Source organism: Pseudomonas sp. MDT1-17, from assembly GCF_054898105.1.
The window spans coordinates 5,729,936-5,753,583 of record NZ_JBUBVM010000001.1 but is presented as its reverse complement, the minus strand read 5'-3'; the positions used below and the strand labels follow the sequence as shown (position 1 = coordinate 5,753,583).

Here is a 23,648-nt window from a genome sequence, read left to right as displayed (position 1 = left end):
TCTCCATTCTAGTCATTGATGCCACAAAGGCTGCGGTCTAAGGACGGTATCGGCGAGCGTTACTAGGGGAGGTTCCCTTCCGCCTCAAACGAAGAGGGGGAAGGCGTAGCCTCAGCTCTTCACCTCAATCAGTTTGTGATTTCTTAGACCCTCTCAAAGGCTGCTTTTGGCCGCTCTCTGCCGGTCATGGTTACGAAGCGTGCTGGTCAAGTCCGATGCAAATGGCTGGTCAAGTCAGTGCAATTACCCAGTTTAAGCTACCTCATCCTTTTTGAAGCGACTTCCTCCTTGAAATCCGTCTGCGCGATGGCACGGTGCGAATGTCGAACAAGTGTTGATCTTGTCGCTGACTCGACCATCGTGTTTACTGTGCTATCAATAGCGCCATCATGGGCTAACGCCGCTTTGACCAACATAAAGAGCCCAAGGAATCATGGCCGAGACGATAAACATCGCGAAGATGGCGGAGAGGCTGTCGAAGGGGATCTTCAACGAATTTCTCTGGGGCCGTATGGAGCACACCAACATTAATTGGCCGTGCGAGAACCAGGAGGCACATGAGGTCAAGACCCATCCCTCTGATGTCGTATTTTGGTATGACGAGCCCTACTCTCAGTCCCGCACCTATGTGAATTGCGACCTCAAGAGCTACGCGAAGGGCACCATAAAAACACAGGCTATCCGGGAGGCGATCGAGAGTCTGGCCAAGAGCCTGCGGTGCGCTGAGATCAGCCAGGAGTTTAGCGGCACCTATATTCATCCGGATGTGTCGGCGAATATCCAGGGACTGCTTTTCGTCTACAACCACGATAATGAATATGACAAGGATTTCGCCAAGATCCTTGAGAAGGTGAAGGCCGAGGACTTGGACATCCCGAAGGGTTCTAAGATCGTGGTGATGGGACCTGAAGATATTTACTGGCTGAACAATGTTCACCACGAGATCATCCACCTGCGCGGAGGTGCAGGTCTAGTGCCGGAGCGGGATTACTGCAAGTTCTACTACCCCCATTTGGTTCGCAGGAAAAATGTCCAATTGGAACACGCCAAGGCTGCGACGCTGGATATGCTGACCGCGCCTTGGATCATCCTGTCCTATGTGAACCCTAAAAATGGGAGCAAGCAGGGCTTCGTGATCTTCATGCGTAAGCGGGGATTCACGACCGATGAATTTCTGTACCTCATCGAGTACCTGATGCACTACCAGGTAATAAAGGCCGAAACTGAAGTTACCATCCGCATGGTCGACCCTCATCAGAATGCTTCGGCCAATTTCGCCAAAGCAAAAGACCAGTACATCGCCGACTATCAGGGCGGAGGTGATCTCAGGCAGATCCTAGACTCCATTGACTTCGGCAAGCTTGAACACGTACGCACCACCTTCTGTGAACTGGAGCTGTCTCGACAATGAGCAAAAATGCGCTTCAGTACTGTGCTACAGATAAAGAAATCTATGATGCCTTAATGTCAGCTAAGCAGAAAATTAACGACAAGGTTCTGCTTGAACTCGCGAAGGACAGGGGGATTTTCTACTCTGCCAAGGACAGCCGGGATGACCTGGTCAGTGCCATCTCGCTCCTCCCTCACGACTATCATGATCTGAACACACTGCTGGAGCAGCGAGAGCATTCCGGCCGACAGGAAAAACTCACCTCGGTAACGCTGCCAACTGCACTGACCGTGGAAGGAATCCGGGAGGTGCTCCGTGAATACATCGAGGAATCTCCTGAGGACGAGAAGGTCACTCAGCAGGTCAAGGACGGCAACCAAGTGGTCGCTAACATCAAGTACTCCGACGTCGACTACGGCAAGACGCGACTCGTTCAGCGTACGCCCAAAGAAGCTTTGATCGAGTTCCACGTCTCGGCGGACAAGACGGTCATTCGGATGCCTGCCAACGACCGTGTGAAGATTATTTTCTCGAAGCTTAAGGACAAGCTGGATACTAAGGCCAAAGCTGAAATTCCCACAATCCGCATCGAGCTTGGCGAGTTTCAGTCATCTGCCCTGCGCACAGAATTCTTTACCTCCCTGATCAGAGGCCTCACAGGTTTTTCTCTGAAGAACGTCACTAGCGTGAAGGTTGAGCGCTTGCCCCAGGAGCCTGAGGAAGACGAGCTCGACCTAGACGACGACCAGGAAGCTGAGGTGGCCAAAGAGGAGGCTTTGGCTCTGGTCAAGAACGTCGCACTCAAAGGCGAGACACTGCTGGCCTCTGAGGAGTACCAGAGTCTGGCCCGAAAGGGTTTCTTCATCACGTCGATAATCTGGCGCTCGGTGCTGAACAAGGCACCACAACCGATGGTGGAGTTTGAGGCCGCCTTTGAGGATCCGGTAAAAGGGAAAGGTTTCAAGTACTTCGTTCGAGGTGCCTATCGGATCGTTGAGCTTCAGTACACCAAGACAATCCGACCAGTCAGCGCTGAAGACAAAGAAACTTATCTGGGCATCATCGAAGAAACCGCGGCGAAGGTAATCAAGGAGCTGAGAGTGCAAGCTCAAGGGAGCTCCGAGCCTCAAGGAGAACCGACATGAACAGGGTGAGGTGGCTAAATTCCCAGTGGCCCTTGCCGATTCGAGCTGTTGGGAAGAGGCTCATCGAGATGCCATTCACGGATGAAAGAATGGATGGCTTCTCCATAGAGCGAATCCGGGACGATTTCATTGAGGGTCGTTACATCGAAAAGTACAATTACCAAGAGGTGATCTCGACTCCTTTTGGTAGTGAAGAGGTATTCGATCGGATCGGGTACCGGACGACAGAGTTCACCCTTTTCGATTCTCCGCCCCACATCGAACTGAGAAACTACCAGCGCAGTCTCAAGGAGCTGATCAGTCGCCTGCTTGAAGCTTGCAATTTCAACCTAGTGGTAACGCCTCCTACGGTTAACCTGATTGAGTGGATCTCGGCTCTGCAGGTTGCCGTGGATCAAGAAATCACTGTCGACTCGCTCCAGGTCTCGGGCGTAGAAATAGATGAAGGGGTGACGGGAAAAATCTTGCTCAAGGGGGTAAAAGATGTGCGCGAGGCCACTAATATCCTGCTGGCCGGCCGCAAGCACGTGCTGGAAAAAGTCCAAGTGAAATTCGCCGACCTTAACAAGACTGTCACCATTCAGCTGTCCAATAACGGCACCGCGAAGCTTCCTGCAGTACTACCAAACGATCTTCTTCGTCATTTACGAGTGTCCTTTCCACGCGGCGTCAGCTGAACACAGTTTCTCTAGGTCGCTCGTACGCTTTAGTCTGTGCTGGCATCCACACTGATAGTGTGGATGCCAGCCTGATATTCAGTTCATGCGGCCGATGGCCATGGTCAAGTGAATGCTCATCATTGGTCGAATCTTCAGCGTATGGAGACGACTTTCCGGGCCCGGTTTTCGGTCATGGCTGACACCGAGAGGTTGCCGGTGGCGGCCTCTTGGATGTGCTCGCTCCACCAAGCCATCATCGGGCGTCTGCGCTCGATATAGTCTGCACGGTTGTAAGCACTGCGAACCTCGTCCTTGTCCACGTGGGCAAGCGCTACCTCGATCAACTCAGGTTCCCATCCGTGCTCGTTGAGGGTCGTACTGGCCATAGATCGCATGCCATGGCTGACCAGGCGACCCTCAAAGCCCATGCGCTTTAGCGCCATGTTGGCGGTCTGGCTGTTGCAGTGGGTGCGAGGGTTGCGGTCGGCAGGAAACACGTATTCCCGATGCCCGCTATAGGGTTTGATCGCCTCCAAAAGCGCCAGTGCTTGATCTGTGAGCGGCACGATATGTATGCGTCGTTTCTTCATGCGCTCAGCGGGGATCGTCCAGATACGCTTTTCGAAATCGATGTCGGCCCAGCGCGTGGTAGCAGCCTCTGCTGGGCGAGTCATAGTGTTGAGCTGCCATTCGATCAGACAGCGCGTAGTTCTTTTTATGCTGGCATTGGCAATTGCCACCATGAGCTCTTTCAGCTCATCGGGAGCAAGCGCCGCCATATTCTTCTTTTTCGGTTTCTTGAAGACGGAACGAATCCCGCTAAGCGGGTTTGCGTGAATCAATCCCGAGTTGACCCCGTGAATCATGATCTCGTTGAGTCGCTGACTCAGCCGCTTGACTGTTTCCAGGCTGCCTTTGGTTTCAAGTGGTCGGAGTAAGTTGATGACCTGAGGGGCGCTGATGGCTGCAATCGGTGTGCTGGCCAAGTCCGGGAAAACGTGCAGCGTAAGGGAGCGCCAGATGTCCTCGGCGTAGGCTGGCGTCACTTCATCTTTTTTCAGTTCATGCCAAGCCGTCGCCACGTTTTGAAACGTGTGCTCTGTCGCGGCTTTTTTTACTTGGCGATCAGCATTTCGCTGCTCTTTCGGATCTAGTCCCTGGGCGACAAGTTCCCTAGCTTCAACAGTCCGTTTACGTGCTTGGGCCAGGCTGACTTCGGGAAAGGTACCTAATCCCATGTTGATCCGTTTTTTGGTCACGGGATGGATATAGTTGAAATTCCACAGTCTAGAGCCATTGATTCTCACTCGCATTTGTAGGCCGTTGCCATCCGTGAGTGTGTAGTCCTTTTCCTTAGGCTTGGCGGCTTTGACTTTCATGTCTGAAAGACGAGTGGCTTGGGCGCACATGGTGTATTCCAATACTGTTTGTGTATTCCAAAAATTACCATCTGGGGGCTTGGAATACCACTTGGAATACACGTTTGCATGGGTGTCTATGAACGCTGATGGATCTCGGTGGCGCTGAAAGCCCCGTATTTACTGGATTTAAGGCACAAAAAAAGACGTCCGTGGACGTCTTTAGATGTATGAGTGGTGGAGCCGGGGGGATTTGAACCCCCGTCCGCCAGTACTCCGCTGTCGGTACTACATGCGTAGCCGTGTCTATTAAGTTAACCCTCAGCGACCCGACGGGCAGGGTGCTTTGGGCGAGTTGTGTGAGTTTTAGCCGCTTCGTCCACAACGTACTGCACGGCGATTCTGTTCTATATGACAATCACTTTGGGTTTACAGACATCCCCTGATGATTGCTGGACCCGAAGGTACCAGGAGGGAAGGGCTAAGGCTGCTTACGCAGCGAGAGCGTATTCCCCGTAGGTTTCGTCATTGGCAACTATAGAAAGTTGCAACAGTGGATTTACGAGTTCTGTTACCAACTCGGCATGCACCTAAAGTTTCGCAACCGGCGTCGAATCCTAAACGGCCCCGAGCCCATTGCTCTGTGAATCAAAGTGAGCAACAAGCCTGCGCAGTGTACGCCAACACGCGTGAGAAGGCCAACCCGAAGGTTAGCCACCACAAATTATGGGGTGGGTTGGTTGCGCTGTTGGTCAGCGAGTGACGAGGCCTGGGTGACCTCGGTGACACATTTTTTGTCGTCCCCGGAGGCTTGGGAAGCTTCGGCGCTGGACATCAGTCTTTTGATCTCCATTGTGGTGTTGTTGGAGCTCGCCGGCAGCGAATTCACTTTACTTTTGAGCTCTTGCAGCTTGCTCGTACAAAGGTTGTTGTCCGCCGCAAATACGGGTGAGGCCAACATGGCCGCAGAGATGAACAGACCAGCGAGTGCGGTACGTTTCATGGGTATCTCCTTGAACTGATGGTCTCGGTGCTGCCGTAAAAACGGACGGCTCGGCCGAGGTCGGAACATAAGCCACTATTGATGGGGCCTACTTAAAAGACTACGGCGCTGAGCAGGAATTCGGTTTTTGCAAAAAAGGCTATGAAAAAACTGTTTGATAGAATCAATCGCAGTAAAAAGGGAGCGATTGCCTCTTTTCGCTGGTGGCCTCGCTCCTTCTGCGGAGTTAGTACGAACCCCAGATGCAACAAAACCCGCAATTGGCGGGTTTTGCTTTGCTCGTATTGGGTGGTACCAGAGGGGGCAGAAGGCCAACCCGAAGGTTGGCGTGGTTGCAGGGGCTATGGTTTGCCACCGTCACTTGTCTTCTGAATAGACTGAATAGTTTGGGTGGTCTCGGCGATGCAATCTTCAGTCCCTTTCTTAGTGCCCATTGCGTGATCGGCTTTGGCTTTTTTGACAGATGCCTCCACCTGTTCAGTCATATCTGGAGCAATCTGTGCCTTGGCATTTTCGATGGTTTGCAGGTTGGTCGCGCAGAGATCTTTTTCGGCGGCAAACGAGGTGGACGCCATCAGCGAGGCAGTAACGAACAGACCTAACAGTACAGAACGTTTCATGTGTATCTCCTTGAACTGAGGGTCCAGGCATCGCTGGCCATCAGGACGGGCTGCCGAGTTTGGGTTAAGCCCGGTAATGTCCGGGCTCATTCTGTGGACTACGGCAGCGCATCAGGGTTCTATTTTTCTTGCATGACTCTCGCCTGCGTTACCCGATCCACCAGATAGACTAGTCCGTGGTAATCAATTCCGCCGTGTTGCGTCAGGCCAATTTCACAGGTGCGACTGGTCGAAATCCCTTCGCTGCATTGCTGCACCGCATCCTTGAGCGTGCGTAACGAATGTGCGTTCAGTTCCGGTGTGGTGAAACCCTTATCCCCGGCAAAACCACAACAGTGGATGCCCTCGGGAATGACCACATTGTTGCTGCATTTTCGCGCCAGATCGATCAGTGCCTGGCTCTCGCCAAGGTGCTGGGTGCTGCAGGTAACGTGCACCGCAATTGGCGCTTCCTGCGGTGTGAAATCCAGACGATTCATCAAATGCGTACGGATGAATCGCACCGGATCGTACAGGTCCAGTCGAACATCGCCCAAATCCTGAACCAGCCGTAACGTACAAGGACTGGTGTCGCAATAGACAGGGTCGAGCCCACCACGACTGGCGTGCAACAGTGCGCCGATCAGTTCCTGGCGTTTGTGTTCGGCCTGTTCGGCATAGCCCTTGGAGGCGAACGGCTGACCACAGCAGAGGTTGTCCAGATTGTCCGGGAAGACCACTTGGTAACCGGCTTTTTCCAGCAGACCAAGGGTTTTGTCGTACAGCGACATTTGCTCTTTATCACCTGCCGCCGGGCCCATTGCCCGCGACACGCAGGCCGCCAGGTACACCACTCGAGGGCGCTCGTCCGACACGGTCGGGCTGAAACGAATGGCTTTTTCCGGTTGCGGCATGGCGTTGGTCCATTGCGGGACCTGACCTTTGGATAAACGCGTCAACGTTGCCGAAAGCTTTGCCAATCGTGGCGCCCCCAACAGCATTCGCGCGCCATTGGCCACGTGCAGGGTGAAACGCGCACCTTGCAGCGCAGTGGCGAAATTACCTTCCAGCCAATGGGCGGTTTTCGTATGAGTCGCCTTACGACTGCGGAGCTTTTTCACCAGCTCACCGGTGTTGATTCCTACAGGGCAACGTTGCGCGCAGAGGCCGGTGGCGGCGCAGGTTTCGATGCCTTGGTATTCGAAAGCGGCTTCGAGCTCGGTGGTGTCCACGCCTGCGCGTTTCTTCGCCTGAATGTCACGCCAGATCACGATGCGCTGGCGCGGGCTCAGGGTCAGGCCTTTTGACGGGCAGACCGGTTCGCAGAAACCGCACTCGATACACTTATCCACAATCTCGTCAGCGGCCGGCAACGGCTTCAGGTGCTTGAGGTGGATCTGAGGATCCTCGCTGAGCACCACGTCCGGGTTGAGAATGCCATTGGGGTCGAGCAGCCGTTTGAGCTGCCACATCAGCTGATAGGCGTCGCTGCCCCATTCCAGTTCGACAAAGGGCGCCATGTTGCGACCGGTGCCGTGTTCAGCCTTCAGCGATCCTCCGAACTCCACCGCCACCAACTGCGCCACGTCGTCCATGAACGCTTGGTAGCGTGCGACTTCTTCCGGGTTGTTGAAGCCTTGGGTGAAGACGAAATGCAGATTGCCTTCCAGGGCGTGTCCGAAAAGGATCGCTTCGTCGTAGTGATGTTTGTCGAACAACTCGATCAGCCGATTCACGCCGACGGCCAGTAGCTCCACCGGGAAGGTCACGTCTTCGATGATCACCGTGGTGCCGGTTTTGCGCACGGCGCCGACGGCGGGGAATGTGTCTTTACGGATTGCCCAGAGCCGGGCGTTTTCCACTGGGTCTTCGGTGAAGTCGACTTGCTTTTCCACCGGAAACGAAGTCAACGAGGCCATGATTTGCGCCAGTTGTTCGCGCAGTAGAGCGGTCGTTGCGGCGCGGGATTCGATCAGCAGGGCGCAGGCATTGTTCGACAGATGCTGTACGAAAGCCGGCATGCCGGGTTTGTCCTGCACCGAGCGCAGACTGCGGCGGTCCAGCAATTCTACGGCCGACACCGGTTGACTTTTCAGCACGGAAACAGCGTTGCAGCAGGTTTCCACGTCCGGGAACACGATCAACGCCGAGGCTTTGTTCGGGTGATCGATCACGGTGTCGTAAGTCACCGCGCTGATGAACCCGAGGGTACCTTCGGAGCCCACCAGCAGGTGGCTCAAGATATCCACAGGCTCGTCGAAATCCACCAGGGCGTTAAGTGACAGGCCGGTGGTATTTTTCAGGCGGTATTTGTGGCGGATTCTCCCAGCGAGTTCGGCATTGGCCCGGGTCTCGCGACCCAAGGTCGCCAGCCGTTCAAGCAGCGAAGCGTGGCTCTCACGAAACGCTGCAACACTCGCCGCATCTTCAGTGTCGAGACGGCTACCGTCGGCCAGCACCAGACGAATCCCCGCCAACGTGTGATAGGTATTTTGCGCCGTGCCGCAGCACATGCCACTGGCATTGTTAGCGACGATGCCACCGATCTTGCAGGCGTTGATCGAGGCCGGATCAGGGCCGATCTTGCGTCCGAACGGTGCCAGCCATGCGTTGGCCTGTGCGCCGATCACGCCCGGTTGAAGACGAATTTGTGTGCCTTGTCCGCGAATCTCGCGACCGTTCCAGTTATCCCCAAGGACGATCAATACCGAATCGCTGATGGCCTGACCGGACAGGCTGGTGCCGGCGGCGCGGAACGTTACCGGGACTTTATCCCGTTGCGCCAGGTTGAGCAGCGCAACCACTTCATCTTCGGACTCGACACGAATCACCAGTTTCGGAATCAGCCGGTAGAAACTGGCGTCGGTGCCGAAGGCCAGGGTCGACAGCGGATCATCGAAACGGCGCTCTGGGGGAATCAGTTGATGTGCATCTCTCAGAAAAGCCGCCGGTAGAGTCATTGGTCCTCCAGAATCAGAACCACCAGGTCTTTCGGACCGTGCGCGCCGTAAGCCAGGACTTGCTCAATGTCAGCGGTTTTCGACGGGCCGGACACCAGCAGGGCGTTGGTCGGCAGGCCTTGGGCCCACTCGAATTCCTGCTGCACCTGATAGAAGTTGTCGCGGATTTCGCTGGCCTTGAGCAGGGCGAAATGCACCGGCGGTACCAGACTCATCAGGCGCGGTTCTTCGCGCGTCGGCCAGAGAATCAGACTACCTGTCGCGGCGATTGCACCGAGGGTGGTGGTCAGGCTCGCCGGGGTGTCGTTGAACAGCTCGGCTTTCCATTCTTCAACCGGACGGTCGTAAGCTTTGAGCGTGGGCAGGTCAGGATTTTTCGCCCAATGCTGAGTGACACGTTGTCCGTGAGGTGTAGTCGGTGCGATCAACAGGCTCGGTATCTGGCGATCCCGCAGTAACTGGGCCAGCAACTCGGGCCAACCTTCGCCAGACGTCAGATGTATTTCGGTGTGCACCGCTTCCATCAGTTTGCGCAGTTGCGGGATGCGTTGCTCAGCGGTGTAGGTGTACGGCGCTGTCACCAGTTCGACGTCGAATTCGTCAGGCACCGGTGTGGTGCCGGTCAGACTGTTCCGCAACTTGGCGAGGATATTTTGCTTGGCGCTCATCAGCGATCTCCCTGTTTGGCCAGATGCTCGCGGGCCATGTCATGCAGTGAGCGGGCAGCGGGTTTCGGTGCGCTGTGGTTTTGCGTCCAGGGGCCGACGTTGCTTGGCGCGAGTGCGCGCAAGCGTGTGGCGAAAAAGCCGAACAGACGATAGAGCGTCGGCGAACTGTTGAGCCTAGCCCAGGCGTTCCAGATAAAGCGCTCCTTGCGCGAAAACTTGCTGCCCTGACCGCGCATGACTTGATGCGGGCTGTCCGGCGCTTTGACGTTTTCTTCCCGTAGGCGACGCAGCAGTGCAGGGATAGGAATTTTTACCGGGCAGACTTCGCCGCAAGCACCACACAACGACGACGCGCTCGGATGGTCCGGGACGTTCGCCAGGCCGACCATGTGCGGGGTGATGATTTTTCCGATAGGCCCAGGGTAAACCTCCCCATAGGCGTGGCCGCCGATTCGGGTGTAGACCGGGCAATGATTCATACAAGCGCCGCAGCGAATGCAGTTCAGGGTCTGGCGCAATTCGCTGTCGGCAAAGGCCTGGCTGCGACCGTTGTCGAGCAGGACCAGATGCACTTCCTGCGGGCCGTCGAGTTCGTGCTCTTTGCGTGGGCCGGAGATCATGTTGACGTAGGTGGTGATCGGTTGACCAAGGGCCGAGCGCGTCAGCAGTGACAAGAGCGGCACCACGTCGCGCAGGTTTTCCACGACTTTCTCGATGCCGGTGACGGCGATGTGCACTGGCGGCACCGTGGTGGTCATGCGGCCATTGCCTTCGTTTTCCACCAGCAGCAGGGTTCCGGTTTCGGCCACGGCAAAGTTGACGCCGGAGACGCCGATGTCCGCTTCGAAGAATTTCTGCCGCAAGACTTTGCGACCGATCTGAATGAGTTGGTCAACGTCCTTGGTGTACTCCACGCCAAGTTTGTCGTGGAACAAGGACGCGACCTGACCGGCATTCTTGTGGATCGCCGGCATAATAATGTGTGAAGGCTTTTCGTGGTCGAGCTGGACGATGTACTCGCCCATGTCCGATTCCAGGCATTCAATGCCCTGTTCAGCGAGGAAGTGGTTCATCTCCATCTCTTCGCTGACCATCGATTTGCCCTTGATCACTTGCCGCCCCTCGTGAGCGCGGATGATCGAGAGGACGATGCCATTGGCTTCGTCCACCGTTTCCGCCCAGTGCACTGTCACACCGTTGCGGGTCAGGTTCTGTTCAAGCTGCTCGAGCAGGTCAGGCAACTTGGATAACGCACGGGCGCGGACGGCATTGCCCAGCGCTCGCAAATGTTCTCTTTCGTGGGCATCGCTGAAGGACGCTGCCCGTTTTGTCATCAGTGAATCCATCGCAGTGCGAAAGTTGTTTCGCAGCTGCTTGTCACCCAATGCCTTATGAGCCCGGGTGCGAAAATCTTCTTCTACGGCAACCGTAGGAATAATCGCGGATGCGTTCATAGAACACCTCCGGTTCGCTGCCAAAGGAAACTGGCCAAGTGTTGGCCACGTAACGCTTCCTTCTGTTTCTCCAGCGAGCCGTTGATGTTCATCAGGCAACCACAGTCGGCACTCAGTACCTTGTGCGCGCCGGATTCCTTCAACGACCGGGTCTTGTCAGCCACCATCGCGCCGGAAATGTCTGGCATACGGACGCTGAAAGTCCCACCGAAGCCACAGCATTCACTTTCATGGCTGTGGTCGACTCGCTCCACGTTGCTCAGCTGCGCCAATAACTCACGGCCGTGCAAGTGCGTGTTCATCTCACGACGTGCGGAACACGAGGTGTGCAGCGCCACTTTCACAGGTGTGCCGCTGTCCTTGAGCTGCACTTTGCACACAAATAACAGGAACTCGGCCAACTCGTAGGTCCGGGCGGCCAGAGCCTGAACCTGTTTCAGCGTTTGCGGCTCATCTTTGAACAAGTCGGCATAGTGTTCGCGCAACATGCCGGCACACGATCCTGACGGCACCACCACTGGATAATCCCCGGCAAACAGCGCCAGTTGCGAGCGCGCCACAGTCCTTGCCTGCTCGGTGTAACCCGAAGTGTAGGCCGGTTGCCCGCAGCAGCTTTGCCCTTGCGGGTACTCGACACGAATGCCTTCGCGCTCCAGCAGATGAATCGCATCCATCCCGGCTTCCGGGTAGAACAAATCCACCACGCAGGTTCCGAACAGGTAGACCCGTGACGGTTTTTTGCTGGGGTATTGCCGAGGCTCGGGCAGCGGCGGGGCGACGCGGGTCGCGTTCGGCACAGCGTTATAAAATTGCTCGCTCATCAGGCGGGTCTCTCGGCCGGTTATCCGTCCGTTGAGGCTGCTGAATATAGAGAGGGAAGCTTTCAGCAGCCTTACAGACCGGGTTGTGAATAGCTGACGCCGGAATCGTGGTCCGGCGTCGGTTTTTTCGGCGTTGTCTGTAGTCCTTAGTGCACCAGCATCCCGGTGAGCCAATAGGCCTGGATGTAGGTGATCAGGCCAACGATCGTTGCAAAGAACAGGCTGTGCTTGAGGGTGAAGCGGAACAGATCCGATTCCTTGCCCACCAGCCCGGTCGCGGCACAGGCCACGGCGATCGATTGAGGCGAGATCATTTTGCCGGTGACGCCGCCGCTGGTGTTTGCCGCGACCAGCAAGGTGTCGCTGACACCGATCTGATGCGCAGTGGTCGCTTGCAACGAGCCGAACAGCGCGTTGGACGATGTATCGGAACCGGTCAGGAATACGCCCAGCCAGCCGAGGAACGGCGAGAAGAACGGGAACGCTGCGCCGGTGCCTGCCAGAACCAGGGCCATGGTCGACGACATGCCCGAGAAGTTGGTGACGAAGGCAAACGCCAACACCATGCCGATGGACAGAATCGGCCATCGCAGCTCGTAGAAGGTCTCTTTCAAAGTGGTCAGACCAATTCTGAGATTGATCTTCAGGACCAGCATCGAGATCAGCGCGGAGAAGAAAATCGCCGTGCCGGTTGCGGAAATCGGGTCGAGTTTGAACACCGCCGGAATGGCAGTCGGGGTGGCCACGATTGGTGCGACCTTGATCACCAATTGGTCCAGGTGCGGGATCGCGAAGTTAAACACCCAGCTGTACATCGACCCGCCTGCGGCAAACATTGCCTTGAAGGGTTTCAGGGTCCAGATAGTGACCAGCACGGTGAGGATCAGGAACGGCGACCAGGCCTTGAGGATTTCACCCAGGCTGTAGGGCGACGCCACGGTACTGCGCGGCTGACCGAAACCGCCAGCGCTGGCGCTCACCACGGAAGCCGAGACGGCACCGACGATGTATTGGCCTGCAGCGCGCTTTGGCTGCCAGACTTTCAGGAACAGCGTCAGGGAAACCAGGCTGGCCAAGGCCGAGGTGATGTCCGGCAATTCCGGGCCGATGAAGTTCGAGGTGAAGTACTGGGTGACGGCAAAGCTCAAACCGGCGACCAGTGCGGCCGGCCAGGTTTCCCGCACGCCGCGCAGGCCGTCCATCATGAACACCAGCCAGAACGGCACGAACAGCGACAGCAGCGGCAGTTGTCGGCCGGTCATGGCGCCGATCTTGAAAGCGTCGATGCCGGTCACTTGCCCGGCGACGATGATCGGAATCCCCAAGGCGCCGAAGGCCACCGGTGCGGTGTTGGCGATCAAGCACAGGCCGGCGGCGTATAGCGGGTTAAAGCCCAGTCCTACAAGCAGTGCGGCGGTAATTGCTACCGGCGCACCGAAACCGGCTGCACCTTCCAGGAAGGCACCGAAGCAGAAGCCGATCAGCAGCACTTGCAGGCGCTGGTCATCGGTGATTGACAGCACCGAGCTGCGGATCACTTCGAACTGACCACTCTTGACCGTCAGTTTGTAGAGGAATACGGCTGCCACGATGATCCAGGCAATCGGCCACAGACCGTAGGCGAAACCGTAGCCGGCGGCGGCGAAGGCCATGTCGACCGGCATCTGGAAGGCGAAGATTGCCACTGCAATGGACAAGGCCAGCGTGATGCTGCCGGCCACGTGTCCCTTGAGCCGGAACACAGCCAATGCCAGGAAGAAAAACACGATGGGGATAACGGCCGCGAGCGCGGACACGCCGAGACTGCCGAGCGGGGAATAGAGCTGTTGCCAGGTTTGCATATGGGGTGGCCCCTAATTGTTGTTGGTCAGGCACTGTTCAGCGTTCTTGGATAATTGGTAATACCAATTTACAATCGCTGTTGGCTAGGGTAAAAGCCTTGTAGGCGGCGTGTCAATTTGCCGTTCTAAAACTTTTGTCGAATAAGCGGTGCAGAGGTCAACTGGTCCGCTCGAAAAAATGCCGTCTGGCAGGTGCTGGTGCAGCCCTGATAGGCCAGAATAGAGAGCCCGGCGAGCCGTCGGGACCGTGGAGAATTGAGTTATGGGGTTTGATCAGATTCGTCAGCGCCGTTTGTCTGACGATATTGTCGAGCAGCTCGAGGGGATGATCCTCGAGGGCACGCTGAAGGCGGGTGAGCGCTTGCCGGCCGAACGGGCGTTGGCCGAGCAGTTCGGCGTGTCACGCCCTTCGTTGCGCGAGGCGATCCAGAAACTGGCGGCCAAGGGCTTGCTGGTCAGTCGCCAGGGTGGCGGCAATTACGTGGTGGAGTCGCTGGGGTCAACCTTCAGTGATCCGCTGCTGCATCTGCTGGAAAGCAACCCTGAAGCGCAGCGCGATCTGCTGGAATTTCGCCACACCCTGGAAGCCTCCTGCGCCTATTACGCAGCGTTGCGTGCGACGGATGTTGACCGCGAACGGCTGACCGCAGCCTTCAACGAATTGCAGGACTGTTATACGCGTCATGATGAAGTGAGCCGTGCGGAAGAGGGCGCGGCGGATGCGAAATTCCATCTGGCGATTGCTGAAGCCAGTCACAACGCGGTGTTGCTGCACACCATTCGTGGGTTGTTCGACCTGCTCAAGCGCAACGTGGTGACCAATATTGGCGGGATGTACAAGCAGCGCACCGAGACCCGCGACATGCTGATTACCCAGCATCGTGAGTTGTACCTGGCGATTATCGAAGGAAGGGCAGAACAGGCGCGAGAAGTCTCCAGCCGACACATTTTGTACGTGCAGGAAGTGCTGGAAGAAGTGCGTCAGGAAGTGCAGCGCATGGCCCGGGCGGAACGGCGCAAGGGGATGTAGGTTTGGATAACGATCATTCCCACGCTCCCGCGAGGGAATGATCGGGGCGGGGAATTATTCTTCCTTGCCCTTGTTGCGCACCGCACGCTGCAACTCGCGACCGGCGTCGCGTTCGCGTTCGGTATCACGCTTGTCGTATTCCTTCTTGCCCTTGCCCAGAGCGATCTCGCACTTGACCATGTGCTTGCTCCAGTACCAGGACAGGCATACGCAGGCATAACCTTTTTGCTGCACGGCAGTGGCCAGCTTTTCCAGTTCGCGCCGGTTGAGCAGCAATTTCCGGGTGCGGGTCGGATCAGCGATGACGTGGGTGCTGGCGGTCATCAGGGGCGTAATGTGGCTGCCGAGCAGCCAGGCTTCGCCATCCTTGAGCAGTACGTAACTGTCAACCAGTTGTAGCTTGCTTGCCCGCAGACTTTTTACTTCCCAGCCGGCCAGGACCAGACCAGCCTCGAACTTATGCTCGATGAAGTAATCGTGTCGCGCCTTTTTATTTTGCGCGATGGTCCCTGTTGGGTGTTTCTTCTGTTTAGCCATAGGGGCGGCATTATAGGGAGTTGCAAGCAAGTCGGCTACGGTGTCGCTACGTGCTTGAGCAGGTTGATTGAATCCCGGACAATGCGGCCTCTTTTTTTGAACGCTTGGGCGTGATAACGATGTCGACAGACAAGGTTTCTGTCCACGGCAGTTGGGCTAGCCGCTGGGTCTTCATACTCGCCGCGACCGGTTCGGCCGTGGGCCTGGGTAGTATCTGGAAATTCCCGTACATGGTCGGCGTCTATGGCGGCGGCGCCTTTGTGCTGATGTTCCTGGCCTGTATCGCGCTGATCGGTGTGCCGGTGATGTTGGCCGAAACCCTGATCGGCCGGCGCGCGCGACAGAGTCCGGCCAACGCCTTGAAGGTATTGGCGCTGGAAGCCGGGCATTCGGGTAAATGGTCCTGGGGCGCATTTGCCGGGATGATCACGGCATTGCTGATCCTGTCTTTCTACAGTGTGGTCGGCGGCTGGTCGCTGGATTACATCATCGACATGGGCCGTGGTGACTTTCAGGGCGTAACGCCGGATCAGGTCGGCGCGTATTTTGGCAATGTCATTGCCGATCCATGGCGCCTGACACTTTGGCACACGATTTTCATGCTGCTGTCTGCCGTTGTCATCGCCAAAGGCGTCGTTGCCGGGCTTGAACGCAGTCTGCGGATCATGATGCCGCTTCTCTTTGTGATGATTCTGGTGCTGCTGGGCTACAGCATGACCACCGGCCATTTCATGGAAGGTGTGCATTTCATGTTCGACTTCCACCCGGAAAAAGTACTCGACGGCTTGCTGCCCGCCATGGGGCACGCGTTCTTCTCCCTGAGCGTGGGTGTCGGTTCGATCATGATCTACGGCGCCTACATGCCAAAGAACTCGTCGATTTCAGGCACCATCGTCGGCGTGGCACTGCTCGATACCTTCGTTTCCCTGGTGGCCGGCCTGGCATTGTTTCCGATCGTGTTTGCCGCGGGCCTGAACCCGAGCGAAGGCCCTGGCCTGATGTTCGTCAGCCTGCCATTTGCTTTTGGTAACGTAGCGTTCGGCCAGTTGATGGGCGTAGTGTTCTTCGTGCTGGTAGCGATTGCCGCCTGGAGTTCGGCGATTTCTTTGCTCGAACCGATGGTGGCTTACCTTGTTGAGCGGACAAAAGTCAGCCGCGCCTGGGTAACGTTCTGGTTGGCGTTCACTTGCTGGTTTGTCGGGTTGGGCACGGTGTTTTCCTTCAATATCTGGAAGGAAGCCAAGTTTTTCGTGAACGAAGGTGGTTTGTTCTACCTCTATCAATGGGGGGCGGCGGGCGGTCTGGATTTCTTTGGTGTGATCGATTTCTTCACCTCGCGGATCATGTTGCCACTCGGTGGTTTGTGTTTCGTGGTGTTTGCAGGCTGGGTGATGGGCCGTGAAGCGGTACGCGACGAATTGTCGATCCGCAACCCTGCGTTGTTCGCCTTGTCCCTGTTCTTGATGCGCTATGTGGCGCCCATCGGCATTCTTGTAGTGTTTGCCGCCCAGCTGTGGAAGTGACGCTGACATGACGACACACATTCAACGTTCGGCCTTGCTGCCGTACCCGGCGCAAGCGCTGTATGACCTGGTCAACGACGTGGCGCGTTATCCGGAATTCCTGCCGTGGTGCTCGACGGCCGAAGTGCTCGAAAGCTCTTCTGAGCATATGCGCGCCAGCGTAGGCGTGGCCAAGGGGGGCCTCAGTCAGCATTTCGTGACTCGAAATACCTTGGTGCCCGGGCATTCGATCGAGATGAACCTCGAGGAAGGTCCGTTCAGCCAATTGCATGGCGTCTGGATGTTCAAGCCGTTGGGGGAAAAGGCCTGCAAGATCAGCCTGGACCTGTCGTTTGATTACGCCGGGCCGATTATTCGTGCGACTTTGGGGCCGCTGTTCAATCAGGCCGCGAATACGCTGGTGGATGCATTCTGCCAGCGCGCCAAACAGAAGCATGGTTGAGACTGTGATCGACGTTGAGGTGGTCTATGCCGCCATTGATCGTCAGGTGCTCCTGTCGGTGACTGTGCCGGCAGGAACAACCGTGCGGGCGGCTTTGCTGATGTCAGGTGTCGGCGAGGCGTTTGCGGAGCTGGATCTGGCCGATTGCCCGGTAGGGATTTTCGGCAAAGTGATCGCTGAGCCGGACAGTCGTCCTGTCCAGGCGGGTGATCGCATCGAAATATACCGGCCATTGTTGGCTGATCCGAAAGAGGTTCGCCGGTTGCGTGCTGCCAAAGCTGCCGAGGCCAAAACCCGGAATCAGTGATTCGCTCAAACGCTGGACGATAAAAAACCCGGACACGCCGGGTTTTTTATTGCGTCGCAAATTATTGCGGCGAGGTTTCCAGAGGTTCTGGAGTCGGGACTGGAACGGTTTCTACACCGTCGACGTCCTTCTGGATCTGATCCAGCAAGGAGCCTGGCTTGACCGGTTTCTCCGGTTTCGGCTGCTCGACGTTTTCTGCTGGCGCAGCAACTTCAGTGCCGCTGTCCTTGCCGAGAATGGCTTCGTCCCGGCTTACGCCTGGCATGAAATCACCAGAGAGGCTGACAAGTTGGTCATTAGGGTTGAAGATAACGCTAATGCGTTCCTGTTGGCGTTCACCACCACCGGGTTGCAGGCTATACAAGTAATCCCAGCGATCGGCATGGAACGTGTCAGTCAGCAGAGGGTTGCCCATGATAAACCGTACTTGCCGACGGGTCATTCCCGGGCGTAACTGGTCTATCATGTCCTGCGTGACGACATTGCCCTGCTGGATGTCGATTTTGTAAACCCCGGGGAATGAACAACCGGCGAGTGCGAGCAGTCCCACAAAGGTGAAACTGGTTAGCAAGAGCTTGGTGTTTTGCATCGGTGGGCGACTTCCACTATCTTGGCTGGGACAACGTAAACGCCGATCATACCCGCATTAAGAGAAGCTGCGAAGCAGCATCGCGAGAAAGCTGACCATGGTTGAAAATAGCGAACTACGCAAAGCCGGCCTCAAAGTGACCCTTCCACGGGTCAAAATTCTGCAAATGCTCGATTCCGCCGAGCAACGCCACATGAGTGCCGAGGATGTCTACAAGGCGCTGATGGAGGCTGGTGAGGACGTCGGTCTGGCCACGGTTTACCGTGTTCTGACTCAGTTCGAGGCAGCTGGCCTTGTGGTGCGGCACAACTTCGACGGGGGCCATGCGGTCTTCGAGCTGGACGACGGCAAGCATCACGACCATATGGTCAACGTCGAGACCAGTGAAGTGATCGAGTTCTTCGACGAAGAAATCGAGCGTCTGCAGAAGGCAATCGTCGACAAGTATGGCTTCGAGATGGTTGATCACAACCTTGTACTGTACGTGCGCAAGAAAAAGTAAGCATGTCGCGCGAACTTAAGGTTCGCGAAACGAGCGAAGGCGACCCCAGGGTCGCCTTCGTGCTTTCTGTCGGTCTTAAATTTTCGCAGTGATGACCATTTTTTTTGCGTGAGCCAGGGATTCCTTGGTGAGGTCGATGCCTCCCAGCATCCGCGCCACTTCTTCGACGCGATCATTCTTGCTCAGTTTGGAGACGGCTGTGTGAGTGGCATCCTCCCCGCGCACTTTGTGTACGAATAGATGCTGATGACCTTGGGCCGCAACTTGCGGCAAGTGAGTCACGGTCAGAACCTGCCCGCGCTCCCCAAGTCGACGCAGCAACTGGCCGACGATCTCGGCGGTCGGGCCACCGATGCCCACGTCCACTTCGTCGAACACCAGTGTCGGTACACGCGAAGTTTGCGCGGTGATCACTTGAATCGCCAGGCTGATCCTCGACAGCTCGCCGCCGGATGCCACTTTTGCCAGCGCTTTCAAAGGCTGTCCTGGGTTAGCACTCACCAGCAGCTCTACTTGCTCAAGTCCATTGGGCAGGAGTTCATCGCCGCTATTGGGGCGCAATTCGATGGTGAAACGACCGCCGGGCATGCCCAGTCGCTGGATTTCCTGCTCCACGGCGCTAGCCAGGCTGTTCGACGCCTGATGGCGCAAATCGCTCAGCTCGCGAGCCTTCTCCTGATAATGACGGGCATAGGAGGCCAGTTCATCGCTCAGTCGCTCGATGGATTCGTCGTTGGCGTTCAGGGTTTCAATTTCATCCAGCAAGCGCTGCTGCATCTCGGCCACTTCGGTCGGCTGGATACGGTGTTTGCGCGCCATGGTGTAGATCGCATCAAGGCGTTCCTCCAGATACTGAAGACGCGCTGGATCGGCGTCGAAGTTATCAAGGAAGCGGTTCAGTTCCCCCACGGCTTCTTCGACCTGGATCTGCGCACTGGTCAGCAGGCTACTGGCTTCTCCCAGGGCCCCAATCGAGTTGTTGACGCTCGAAAGGCGATTGAGGCTGGCGGTGAGGGCGTTCAGCACATTGCCCGAATCACTTTCGCTGCATTGCTCGACCACTTGCCGGCAAATGCCCAGCAAGGTTTCGGCGTTGGTCAGGTTCTTGTGTTCCTGTTCCAGTTGCTCCAGCTCGTTTTCGCCAAGGCCGAGGTTTTCCAGCTCTTCGAGTTGATAGCTGAGCAATTGATGGCGGGCGCGCTGTTCGTCGCCGGAATTGGAGAGGCGTTCGAGTTCCTGGCGGGTCTGGCGCCAGCGTTGGGCGGCCAGGTGTACCTGGCGGGCAAGGTCCGTTGCCCCGGCGTACTCGTCGAGCAGACGGCGGTGCGTGTCGGTCTTGAGCAGGGATTGGTGTTCATGCTGGCTGTGGATGTCGATCAGCAACTCGCCCAGGGCCTTGAGATCGCCGAGGGGGCAAGGTGTGCCGTTGATGTAGCCACGCGAGCGTCCTTCGGCGGTGATCACCCGACGCAGGATGCAAGGGCCGTCACTCTCCAGATCGCGCTCGGCCAGCCAGGCGCTGGCTTCCGGAATATCGACCAGGTCGAAGGTTGCCAGGATATCGGCCTTGTCTGCGCCGGGACGGACCACGCCGCTGTCGGCGCGATCGCCCAGGGTCAGGCCCAGGGCGTCGAGCATGATCGACTTGCCGGCGCCGGTCTCCCCTGTGATCACACTCATCCCGCGATCGAGTTCGAGATCGAGATGTTCAACGATGGCGTAGTTATGTACGGACAGGTGCACCAGCATAAAGGCCGCTCCCAGGCTTTAGGTCTGGTTATTTATACAGTGTTTTGTTTCTGGCTGACAATGCCCTGCCTTAGCTAGATTTACTTGATCCGACGAAATCCTTAGTGCGCCCGGGAATGACAATGCAGCTGTTTTTTGTAGGGTTAATCAATAAGCGCCCCTTGAAGCTGAATTTTGCGGCCCCATATAGCTGGGCAGAAGCGCGAGTTGAGCTCGCGGACGATATTGAAAGGAGAAATCTATGGCTGACGAACAGACAGTGGATACGCAAAATCTAGACGCCGATCAGGCTGCCCAGGATTCGGGTAATGAACTGGCGGCTCGTGTTCAAGTGCTCGAAGAGCAATTGGCTGGCGCTCATGATCAGGCTTTGCGTGTAGCAGCTGATCTGCAGAACGTCCGCCGCCGCGCCGAACAGGATGTCGAAAAGGCTCACAAGTTTGCGCTGGAAAAATTCGCCGGTGACTTGTTGCCGATCATCGACAGCCTGGAGCGTGGTCTGGAGTTGTCCAATCCGGATGACGAAAGCATCCGTCCAATGCGCGAAGGCATCGAGCTGACCCTGAAAATGTTCCAGGACACCCTGAAGCGTTACCAGCTGGAAGCGATCGATCCGCATGGCGAACCGTTCAACGCCGTTCAGCATCAGGCAATGGCCATGCAGGAAAGCGCCGACGTCGAGCCGAACAGCGTGCTCAAGGTGTTCCAGAAGGGCTATCAGCTCAACGGTCGCCTGCTGCGCCCGGCCATGGTCGTGGTCAGCAAGGCCCCTGCGCCGGTTTCGCCTTCGATTGACGAGCAGGCTTGAAATTAGCCGCAAGGCCCCCATTTAGAAGTCAAGCGTTTAAGTGCTACCGCAGTTAGCCACCACTGCTGCGGCATCCAAATCCAAAGTTTCGGGAGAGTGAATATGGGCAAGATTATCGGTATCGACCTGGGGACTACCAACTCCTGCGTCTCCGTGATGGAAAACGGCGTAGCCAAAGTTATTGAAAACGCCGAAGGCACGCGTACCACGCCGTCGATCATCGCTTACGCCAACGATGGTGAGATCCTCGTTGGTCAATCGGCCAAGCGTCAGGCAGTGACCAATCCGCACAACACCCTGTATGCGGTGAAGCGTTTGATCGGTCGCAAGTTCGACGAAGAAGTCGTACAGAAAGACATCAAGATGGTCCCGTACAAAATCGCCAAGGCTGATAACGGCGACGCTTGGGTTGAAGTGAACGGCCAGAAAATGTCGCCGCCACAAATCTCGGCTGAAATTCTGAAGAAAATGAAGAAGACCGCCGAAGACTACCTCGGCGAGCCAGTGACTGAGGCGGTGATCACCGTTCCGGCCTACTTCAACGACAGCCAGCGTCAGGCGACCAAAGACGCCGGCCGCATCGCGGGCCTGGACGTAAAACGCATCATCAACGAACCAACCGCAGCCGCTCTGGCTTACGGTATGGACAAGGCCAAGGGCGATCACACCGTGATCGTTTATGACTTGGGTGGCGGTACTTTCGACGTTTCCGTGATCGAAATCGCTGAAGTCGATGGTGAGCACCAGTTCGAAGTGTTGGCCACTAACGGCGACACGTTCCTGGGCGGTGAAGACTTTGACATTCGTCTGATCGACTACCTCGTCGACGAATTCAAGAAAGAAAGCGGCATGAACCTTAAAGGTGACCCGCTGGCCATGCAGCGCCTGAAAGAAGCCGCTGAAAAAGCCAAGATCGAACTGTCTTCGAGCAATTCGACCGACGTGAACCTGCCGTACATCACTGCAGACGCCACCGGTCCTAAGCACTTGAACGTGAAAATCTCCCGCGCCAAGCTCGAAGCGCTGGTAGAGGACCTGGTTCAACGCACCATCGAACCTTGCCGCATCGCTCTGAAAGACTCCGGCATCGACATTGGCGCAATCAATGACGTGATCCTGGTCGGCGGTCAGACCCGTATGCCACTGGTTCAGAAGCTGGTGACCGAATTCTTCGGTAAAGAAGCACGTAAAGACGTGAACCCGGACGAAGCCGTTGCCATGGGTGCTGCTATCCAGGGCGCCGTATTGGCTGGTGACGTGAAAGACGTTCTGCTGCTCGACGTCAGCCCGCTGACCCTGGGTATCGAAACCATGGGTGGCGTGATGACCGCGCTGATCGAGAAAAACACCACGATTCCTACCAAGAAATCGCAAGTGTTCTCGACTGCCGACGACAACCAGGGCGCTGTGACCATTCACGTGCTGCAAGGTGAACGTAAGCAAGCCGCTCAGAACAAGTCCTTGGGCAAGTTCGACCTGGCCGAGATTCCACCAGCACCACGTGGCGTGCCACAAATTGAAGTGACCTTCGACATCGACGCCAACGGCATTCTGCACGTAGGCGCCAAAGACAAGGCTACCGGCAAGACTCAGTCGATCGTGATCAAGGCTAACTCCGGTCTGTCCGAGGAAGAGATTCAGCAGATGATTCGCGATGCTGAAGCCAACGTCGACGCAGATCGCCAGTTCGAAGAGCTGGCCGCTGCCCGTAACCAGGGCGATGCGCTGGTTCACTCGACGCGCAAAATGGTCGCTGACGCTGGCGACAAAGTGACCGCTGAAGAGAAGACTGCAATCGAAGCCGCAGTAGTTGCCCTGGAAGCCGCCGTCAAAGGCGACGACAAGGCTGCAATCGACGCCAAGGTTGAAGAGCTGTCGAAAGTCTCCGCTCCTGTGGCGCAGAAGATGTACGCCGAACAGGCTCAGCCTGCTGAAGGCGCTGCACCGCAAGGCGAATCGGCTGAGAAGGCTGACGACGTTGTCGACGCTGAGTTCGAAGAAGTCAAAGACCACAAGTAAGTTGTTGGTCGCCCGGTTGACTGCCTTCAGGCGGTGACTGGTAGGATGTCGCCGCGCGGGAGCTTGCTCCCGCGTTGGCGTGTCTGGAGTTAGCGAATTTTTACAGCATGCGACAAGGCTCGTGTGTTGGCGGTATGGCCGGGAATGCTCCTGCTTTTCGAGCTGAAAGTACCGCGTTGAATCAAAGACCAGGATCGTTGAATTGACGTGAGTTGGGTCCGGGCCTGTATTGGGGCTCAACGAG

21 protein-coding genes and 1 other RNA gene are annotated in these 23,648 nt (G+C 56.6%); 10 read left to right on the top strand and 12 right to left on the bottom strand.

The features are described from left to right. Positions 1-433 precede the first annotated feature (433 nt). From ACYZTX_RS26600 to ACYZTX_RS26590, 3 genes are all read left to right on the top strand, one after another. Positions 434-1,411 carry a hypothetical protein gene (locus ACYZTX_RS26600; RefSeq protein ID WP_462036522.1) on the top strand — a complete coding sequence of 326 codons (978 nt, stop codon included), beginning with the start codon at positions 434-436 and terminating at the stop codon, positions 1,409-1,411. Continuing rightward, positions 1,408-2,535: a hypothetical protein gene (locus ACYZTX_RS26595; RefSeq protein WP_462036521.1), complete on the top strand. Its 1,128-nt coding sequence runs from the start codon at positions 1,408-1,410 to the stop codon at positions 2,533-2,535. Before ACYZTX_RS26600 ends, ACYZTX_RS26595 begins: the two co-directional genes overlap by 4 nt. 89 nt (positions 2,536-2,624) lie before the next feature. Then, entirely contained in the window at positions 2,625-3,212 is a 588-nt protein-coding gene (locus ACYZTX_RS26590; protein WP_462036520.1) for a hypothetical protein, read from the top strand. 134 nt (positions 3,213-3,346) lie between these two features. Here ACYZTX_RS26590 and ACYZTX_RS26585 read toward each other — a convergent pair whose 3' ends face one another. From ACYZTX_RS26585 to ACYZTX_RS26545, 9 genes are all read right to left on the bottom strand, one after another. Next, the gene (locus ACYZTX_RS26585; RefSeq protein WP_462036519.1) at positions 3,347-4,603 is read right to left on the bottom strand and encodes an integrase domain-containing protein; all 1,257 of its coding nucleotides are present in this window, start codon (positions 4,601-4,603) and stop codon (positions 3,347-3,349) included. A gap of 184 nt (positions 4,604-4,787) precedes the next feature. After that, positions 4,788-5,181: a transfer-messenger RNA gene (gene ssrA, locus ACYZTX_RS26580) on the bottom strand. A 95-nt stretch (positions 5,182-5,276) separates the two neighbouring features. After that, positions 5,277-5,555, bottom strand: a complete 279-nt coding sequence (locus ACYZTX_RS26575) for a hypothetical protein (protein ID WP_462036518.1) — start codon at positions 5,553-5,555, stop codon at positions 5,277-5,279. Between the two features lie 341 nt (positions 5,556-5,896). Continuing rightward, complete coding sequence (locus ACYZTX_RS26570) at positions 5,897-6,175, bottom strand: hypothetical protein (RefSeq protein WP_462036517.1); 279 nt, start codon at positions 6,173-6,175, stop codon at positions 5,897-5,899. A gap of 119 nt (positions 6,176-6,294) precedes the next feature. Further along, complete coding sequence (locus ACYZTX_RS26565; protein ID WP_462036516.1) at positions 6,295-9,114, bottom strand: FAD-binding and (Fe-S)-binding domain-containing protein; 2,820 nt, start codon at positions 9,112-9,114, stop codon at positions 6,295-6,297. Next, the gene (locus tag ACYZTX_RS26560; protein WP_462036515.1) at positions 9,111-9,782 is read right to left on the bottom strand and encodes a LutC/YkgG family protein; all 672 of its coding nucleotides are present in this window, start codon (positions 9,780-9,782) and stop codon (positions 9,111-9,113) included. Before ACYZTX_RS26560 ends, ACYZTX_RS26565 begins: the two co-directional genes overlap by 4 nt. Further along, entirely contained in the window at positions 9,782-11,236 is a 1,455-nt protein-coding gene (locus tag ACYZTX_RS26555) for a LutB/LldF family L-lactate oxidation iron-sulfur protein (RefSeq protein WP_462036514.1), read from the bottom strand. The genes ACYZTX_RS26560 and ACYZTX_RS26555 overlap by 1 nt, the downstream gene beginning before the upstream one ends. Beyond that, entirely contained in the window at positions 11,233-12,057 is an 825-nt protein-coding gene (locus ACYZTX_RS26550) for a (Fe-S)-binding protein (RefSeq protein ID WP_462036513.1), read from the bottom strand. The genes ACYZTX_RS26555 and ACYZTX_RS26550 overlap by 4 nt, the downstream gene beginning before the upstream one ends. 146 nt (positions 12,058-12,203) lie before the next feature. Beyond that, on the bottom strand, positions 12,204-13,898 hold the full coding sequence (locus ACYZTX_RS26545) for a lactate permease LctP family transporter (protein ID WP_462036512.1): 1,695 nt from the start codon (positions 13,896-13,898) through the stop codon (positions 12,204-12,206). A gap of 262 nt (positions 13,899-14,160) precedes the next feature. On the opposite strand from ACYZTX_RS26545, the gene ACYZTX_RS26540 reads away from it, so the two are divergent. Beyond that, positions 14,161-14,928, top strand: a complete 768-nt coding sequence (locus ACYZTX_RS26540) for a GntR family transcriptional regulator (RefSeq protein ID WP_149630764.1) — start codon at positions 14,161-14,163, stop codon at positions 14,926-14,928. A 54-nt stretch (positions 14,929-14,982) separates the two neighbouring features. Here ACYZTX_RS26540 and smpB read toward each other — a convergent pair whose 3' ends face one another. Continuing rightward, positions 14,983-15,465, bottom strand: a complete 483-nt coding sequence (gene smpB / locus ACYZTX_RS26535; protein ID WP_076028704.1) for an SsrA-binding protein SmpB — start codon at positions 15,463-15,465, stop codon at positions 14,983-14,985. Between the two features lie 119 nt (positions 15,466-15,584). Here smpB and ACYZTX_RS26530 point away from each other — a divergent pair, with 119 nt between their 5' ends. From ACYZTX_RS26530 to ACYZTX_RS26520, 3 genes are read left to right on the top strand one after another with little or no spacing between them, the layout of a single operon-like run. After that, the gene (locus ACYZTX_RS26530) at positions 15,585-16,988 is read left to right on the top strand and encodes a sodium-dependent transporter (protein WP_462036511.1); all 1,404 of its coding nucleotides are present in this window, start codon (positions 15,585-15,587) and stop codon (positions 16,986-16,988) included. Positions 16,989-16,995: 7 nt separating this feature from the next. After that, positions 16,996-17,430: a type II toxin-antitoxin system RatA family toxin gene (locus ACYZTX_RS26525; RefSeq protein WP_462036510.1), complete on the top strand. Its 435-nt coding sequence runs from the start codon at positions 16,996-16,998 to the stop codon at positions 17,428-17,430. Next, the gene (locus ACYZTX_RS26520; RefSeq protein WP_462036509.1) at positions 17,423-17,737 is read left to right on the top strand and encodes an RnfH family protein; all 315 of its coding nucleotides are present in this window, start codon (positions 17,423-17,425) and stop codon (positions 17,735-17,737) included. Before ACYZTX_RS26525 ends, ACYZTX_RS26520 begins: the two co-directional genes overlap by 8 nt. A 61-nt stretch (positions 17,738-17,798) precedes the next feature. On the opposite strand, the gene ACYZTX_RS26515 is transcribed toward ACYZTX_RS26520, so the two are convergent. Beyond that, a complete protein-coding gene (locus ACYZTX_RS26515; RefSeq protein WP_462036508.1) occupies positions 17,799-18,326 on the bottom strand; it encodes an outer membrane protein assembly factor BamE in 528 nt (175 codons plus the stop codon). A gap of 97 nt (positions 18,327-18,423) precedes the next feature. Here ACYZTX_RS26515 and fur point away from each other — a divergent pair, with 97 nt between their 5' ends. Beyond that, positions 18,424-18,828 (top strand): ferric iron uptake transcriptional regulator, encoded by a 405-nt coding sequence (gene fur / locus ACYZTX_RS26510; protein ID WP_003197684.1) that lies wholly within the window; start codon positions 18,424-18,426, stop codon positions 18,826-18,828. A gap of 75 nt (positions 18,829-18,903) precedes the next feature. Here fur and recN read toward each other — a convergent pair whose 3' ends face one another. Further along, a complete protein-coding gene (gene recN / locus ACYZTX_RS26505; RefSeq protein WP_462036507.1) occupies positions 18,904-20,577 on the bottom strand; it encodes a DNA repair protein RecN in 1,674 nt (557 codons plus the stop codon). Between the two features lie 241 nt (positions 20,578-20,818). Here recN and grpE point away from each other — a divergent pair, with 241 nt between their 5' ends. Together grpE and dnaK are read left to right on the top strand one after the other, a co-directional pair. After that, a complete protein-coding gene (grpE, locus tag ACYZTX_RS26500; protein WP_131060792.1) occupies positions 20,819-21,385 on the top strand; it encodes a nucleotide exchange factor GrpE in 567 nt (188 codons plus the stop codon). 102 nt (positions 21,386-21,487) lie between these two features. Continuing rightward, complete coding sequence (dnaK, locus tag ACYZTX_RS26495) at positions 21,488-23,404, top strand: molecular chaperone DnaK (protein WP_462036506.1); 1,917 nt, start codon at positions 21,488-21,490, stop codon at positions 23,402-23,404. Positions 23,405-23,648 lie beyond the last annotated feature (244 nt).

Excerpts from the sequence above, each read along its gene's own strand:
- ACYZTX_RS26600 (WP_462036522.1), top strand. The coding sequence starts at position 434 with ATGGCCGAGACGATAAACATCGCGAAGATGGCGGAGAGGCTGTCGAAG.
- ACYZTX_RS26595 (WP_462036521.1), top strand. The coding sequence starts at position 1,408 with ATGAGCAAAAATGCGCTTCAGTACTGTGCTACAGATAAAGAAATCTAT.
- ACYZTX_RS26590 (WP_462036520.1), top strand. The coding sequence starts at position 2,625 with ATGGATGGCTTCTCCATAGAGCGAATCCGGGACGATTTCATTGAGGGT.
- ACYZTX_RS26585 (WP_462036519.1), bottom strand. The coding sequence starts at position 4,603 with ATGTGCGCCCAAGCCACTCGTCTTTCAGACATGAAAGTCAAAGCCGCC.
- ACYZTX_RS26575 (WP_462036518.1), bottom strand. The coding sequence starts at position 5,555 with ATGAAACGTACCGCACTCGCTGGTCTGTTCATCTCTGCGGCCATGTTG.
- ACYZTX_RS26570 (WP_462036517.1), bottom strand. The coding sequence starts at position 6,175 with ATGAAACGTTCTGTACTGTTAGGTCTGTTCGTTACTGCCTCGCTGATG.
- ACYZTX_RS26565 (WP_462036516.1), bottom strand. The coding sequence starts at position 9,114 with ATGACTCTACCGGCGGCTTTTCTGAGAGATGCACATCAACTGATTCCC.
- ACYZTX_RS26560 (WP_462036515.1), bottom strand. The coding sequence starts at position 9,782 with ATGAGCGCCAAGCAAAATATCCTCGCCAAGTTGCGGAACAGTCTGACC.
- ACYZTX_RS26555 (WP_462036514.1), bottom strand. The coding sequence starts at position 11,236 with ATGAACGCATCCGCGATTATTCCTACGGTTGCCGTAGAAGAAGATTTT.
- ACYZTX_RS26550 (WP_462036513.1), bottom strand. The coding sequence starts at position 12,057 with ATGAGCGAGCAATTTTATAACGCTGTGCCGAACGCGACCCGCGTCGCC.
- ACYZTX_RS26545 (WP_462036512.1), bottom strand. The coding sequence starts at position 13,898 with ATGCAAACCTGGCAACAGCTCTATTCCCCGCTCGGCAGTCTCGGCGTG.
- ACYZTX_RS26540 (WP_149630764.1), top strand. The coding sequence starts at position 14,161 with ATGGGGTTTGATCAGATTCGTCAGCGCCGTTTGTCTGACGATATTGTC.
- smpB (WP_076028704.1), bottom strand. The coding sequence starts at position 15,465 with ATGGCTAAACAGAAGAAACACCCAACAGGGACCATCGCGCAAAATAAA.
- ACYZTX_RS26530 (WP_462036511.1), top strand. The coding sequence starts at position 15,585 with ATGTCGACAGACAAGGTTTCTGTCCACGGCAGTTGGGCTAGCCGCTGG.
- ACYZTX_RS26525 (WP_462036510.1), top strand. The coding sequence starts at position 16,996 with ATGACGACACACATTCAACGTTCGGCCTTGCTGCCGTACCCGGCGCAA.
- ACYZTX_RS26520 (WP_462036509.1), top strand. The coding sequence starts at position 17,423 with ATGGTTGAGACTGTGATCGACGTTGAGGTGGTCTATGCCGCCATTGAT.
- ACYZTX_RS26515 (WP_462036508.1), bottom strand. The coding sequence starts at position 18,326 with ATGCAAAACACCAAGCTCTTGCTAACCAGTTTCACCTTTGTGGGACTG.
- fur (WP_003197684.1), top strand. The coding sequence starts at position 18,424 with ATGGTTGAAAATAGCGAACTACGCAAAGCCGGCCTCAAAGTGACCCTT.
- recN (WP_462036507.1), bottom strand. The coding sequence starts at position 20,577 with ATGCTGGTGCACCTGTCCGTACATAACTACGCCATCGTTGAACATCTC.
- grpE (WP_131060792.1), top strand. The coding sequence starts at position 20,819 with ATGGCTGACGAACAGACAGTGGATACGCAAAATCTAGACGCCGATCAG.
- dnaK (WP_462036506.1), top strand. The coding sequence starts at position 21,488 with ATGGGCAAGATTATCGGTATCGACCTGGGGACTACCAACTCCTGCGTC.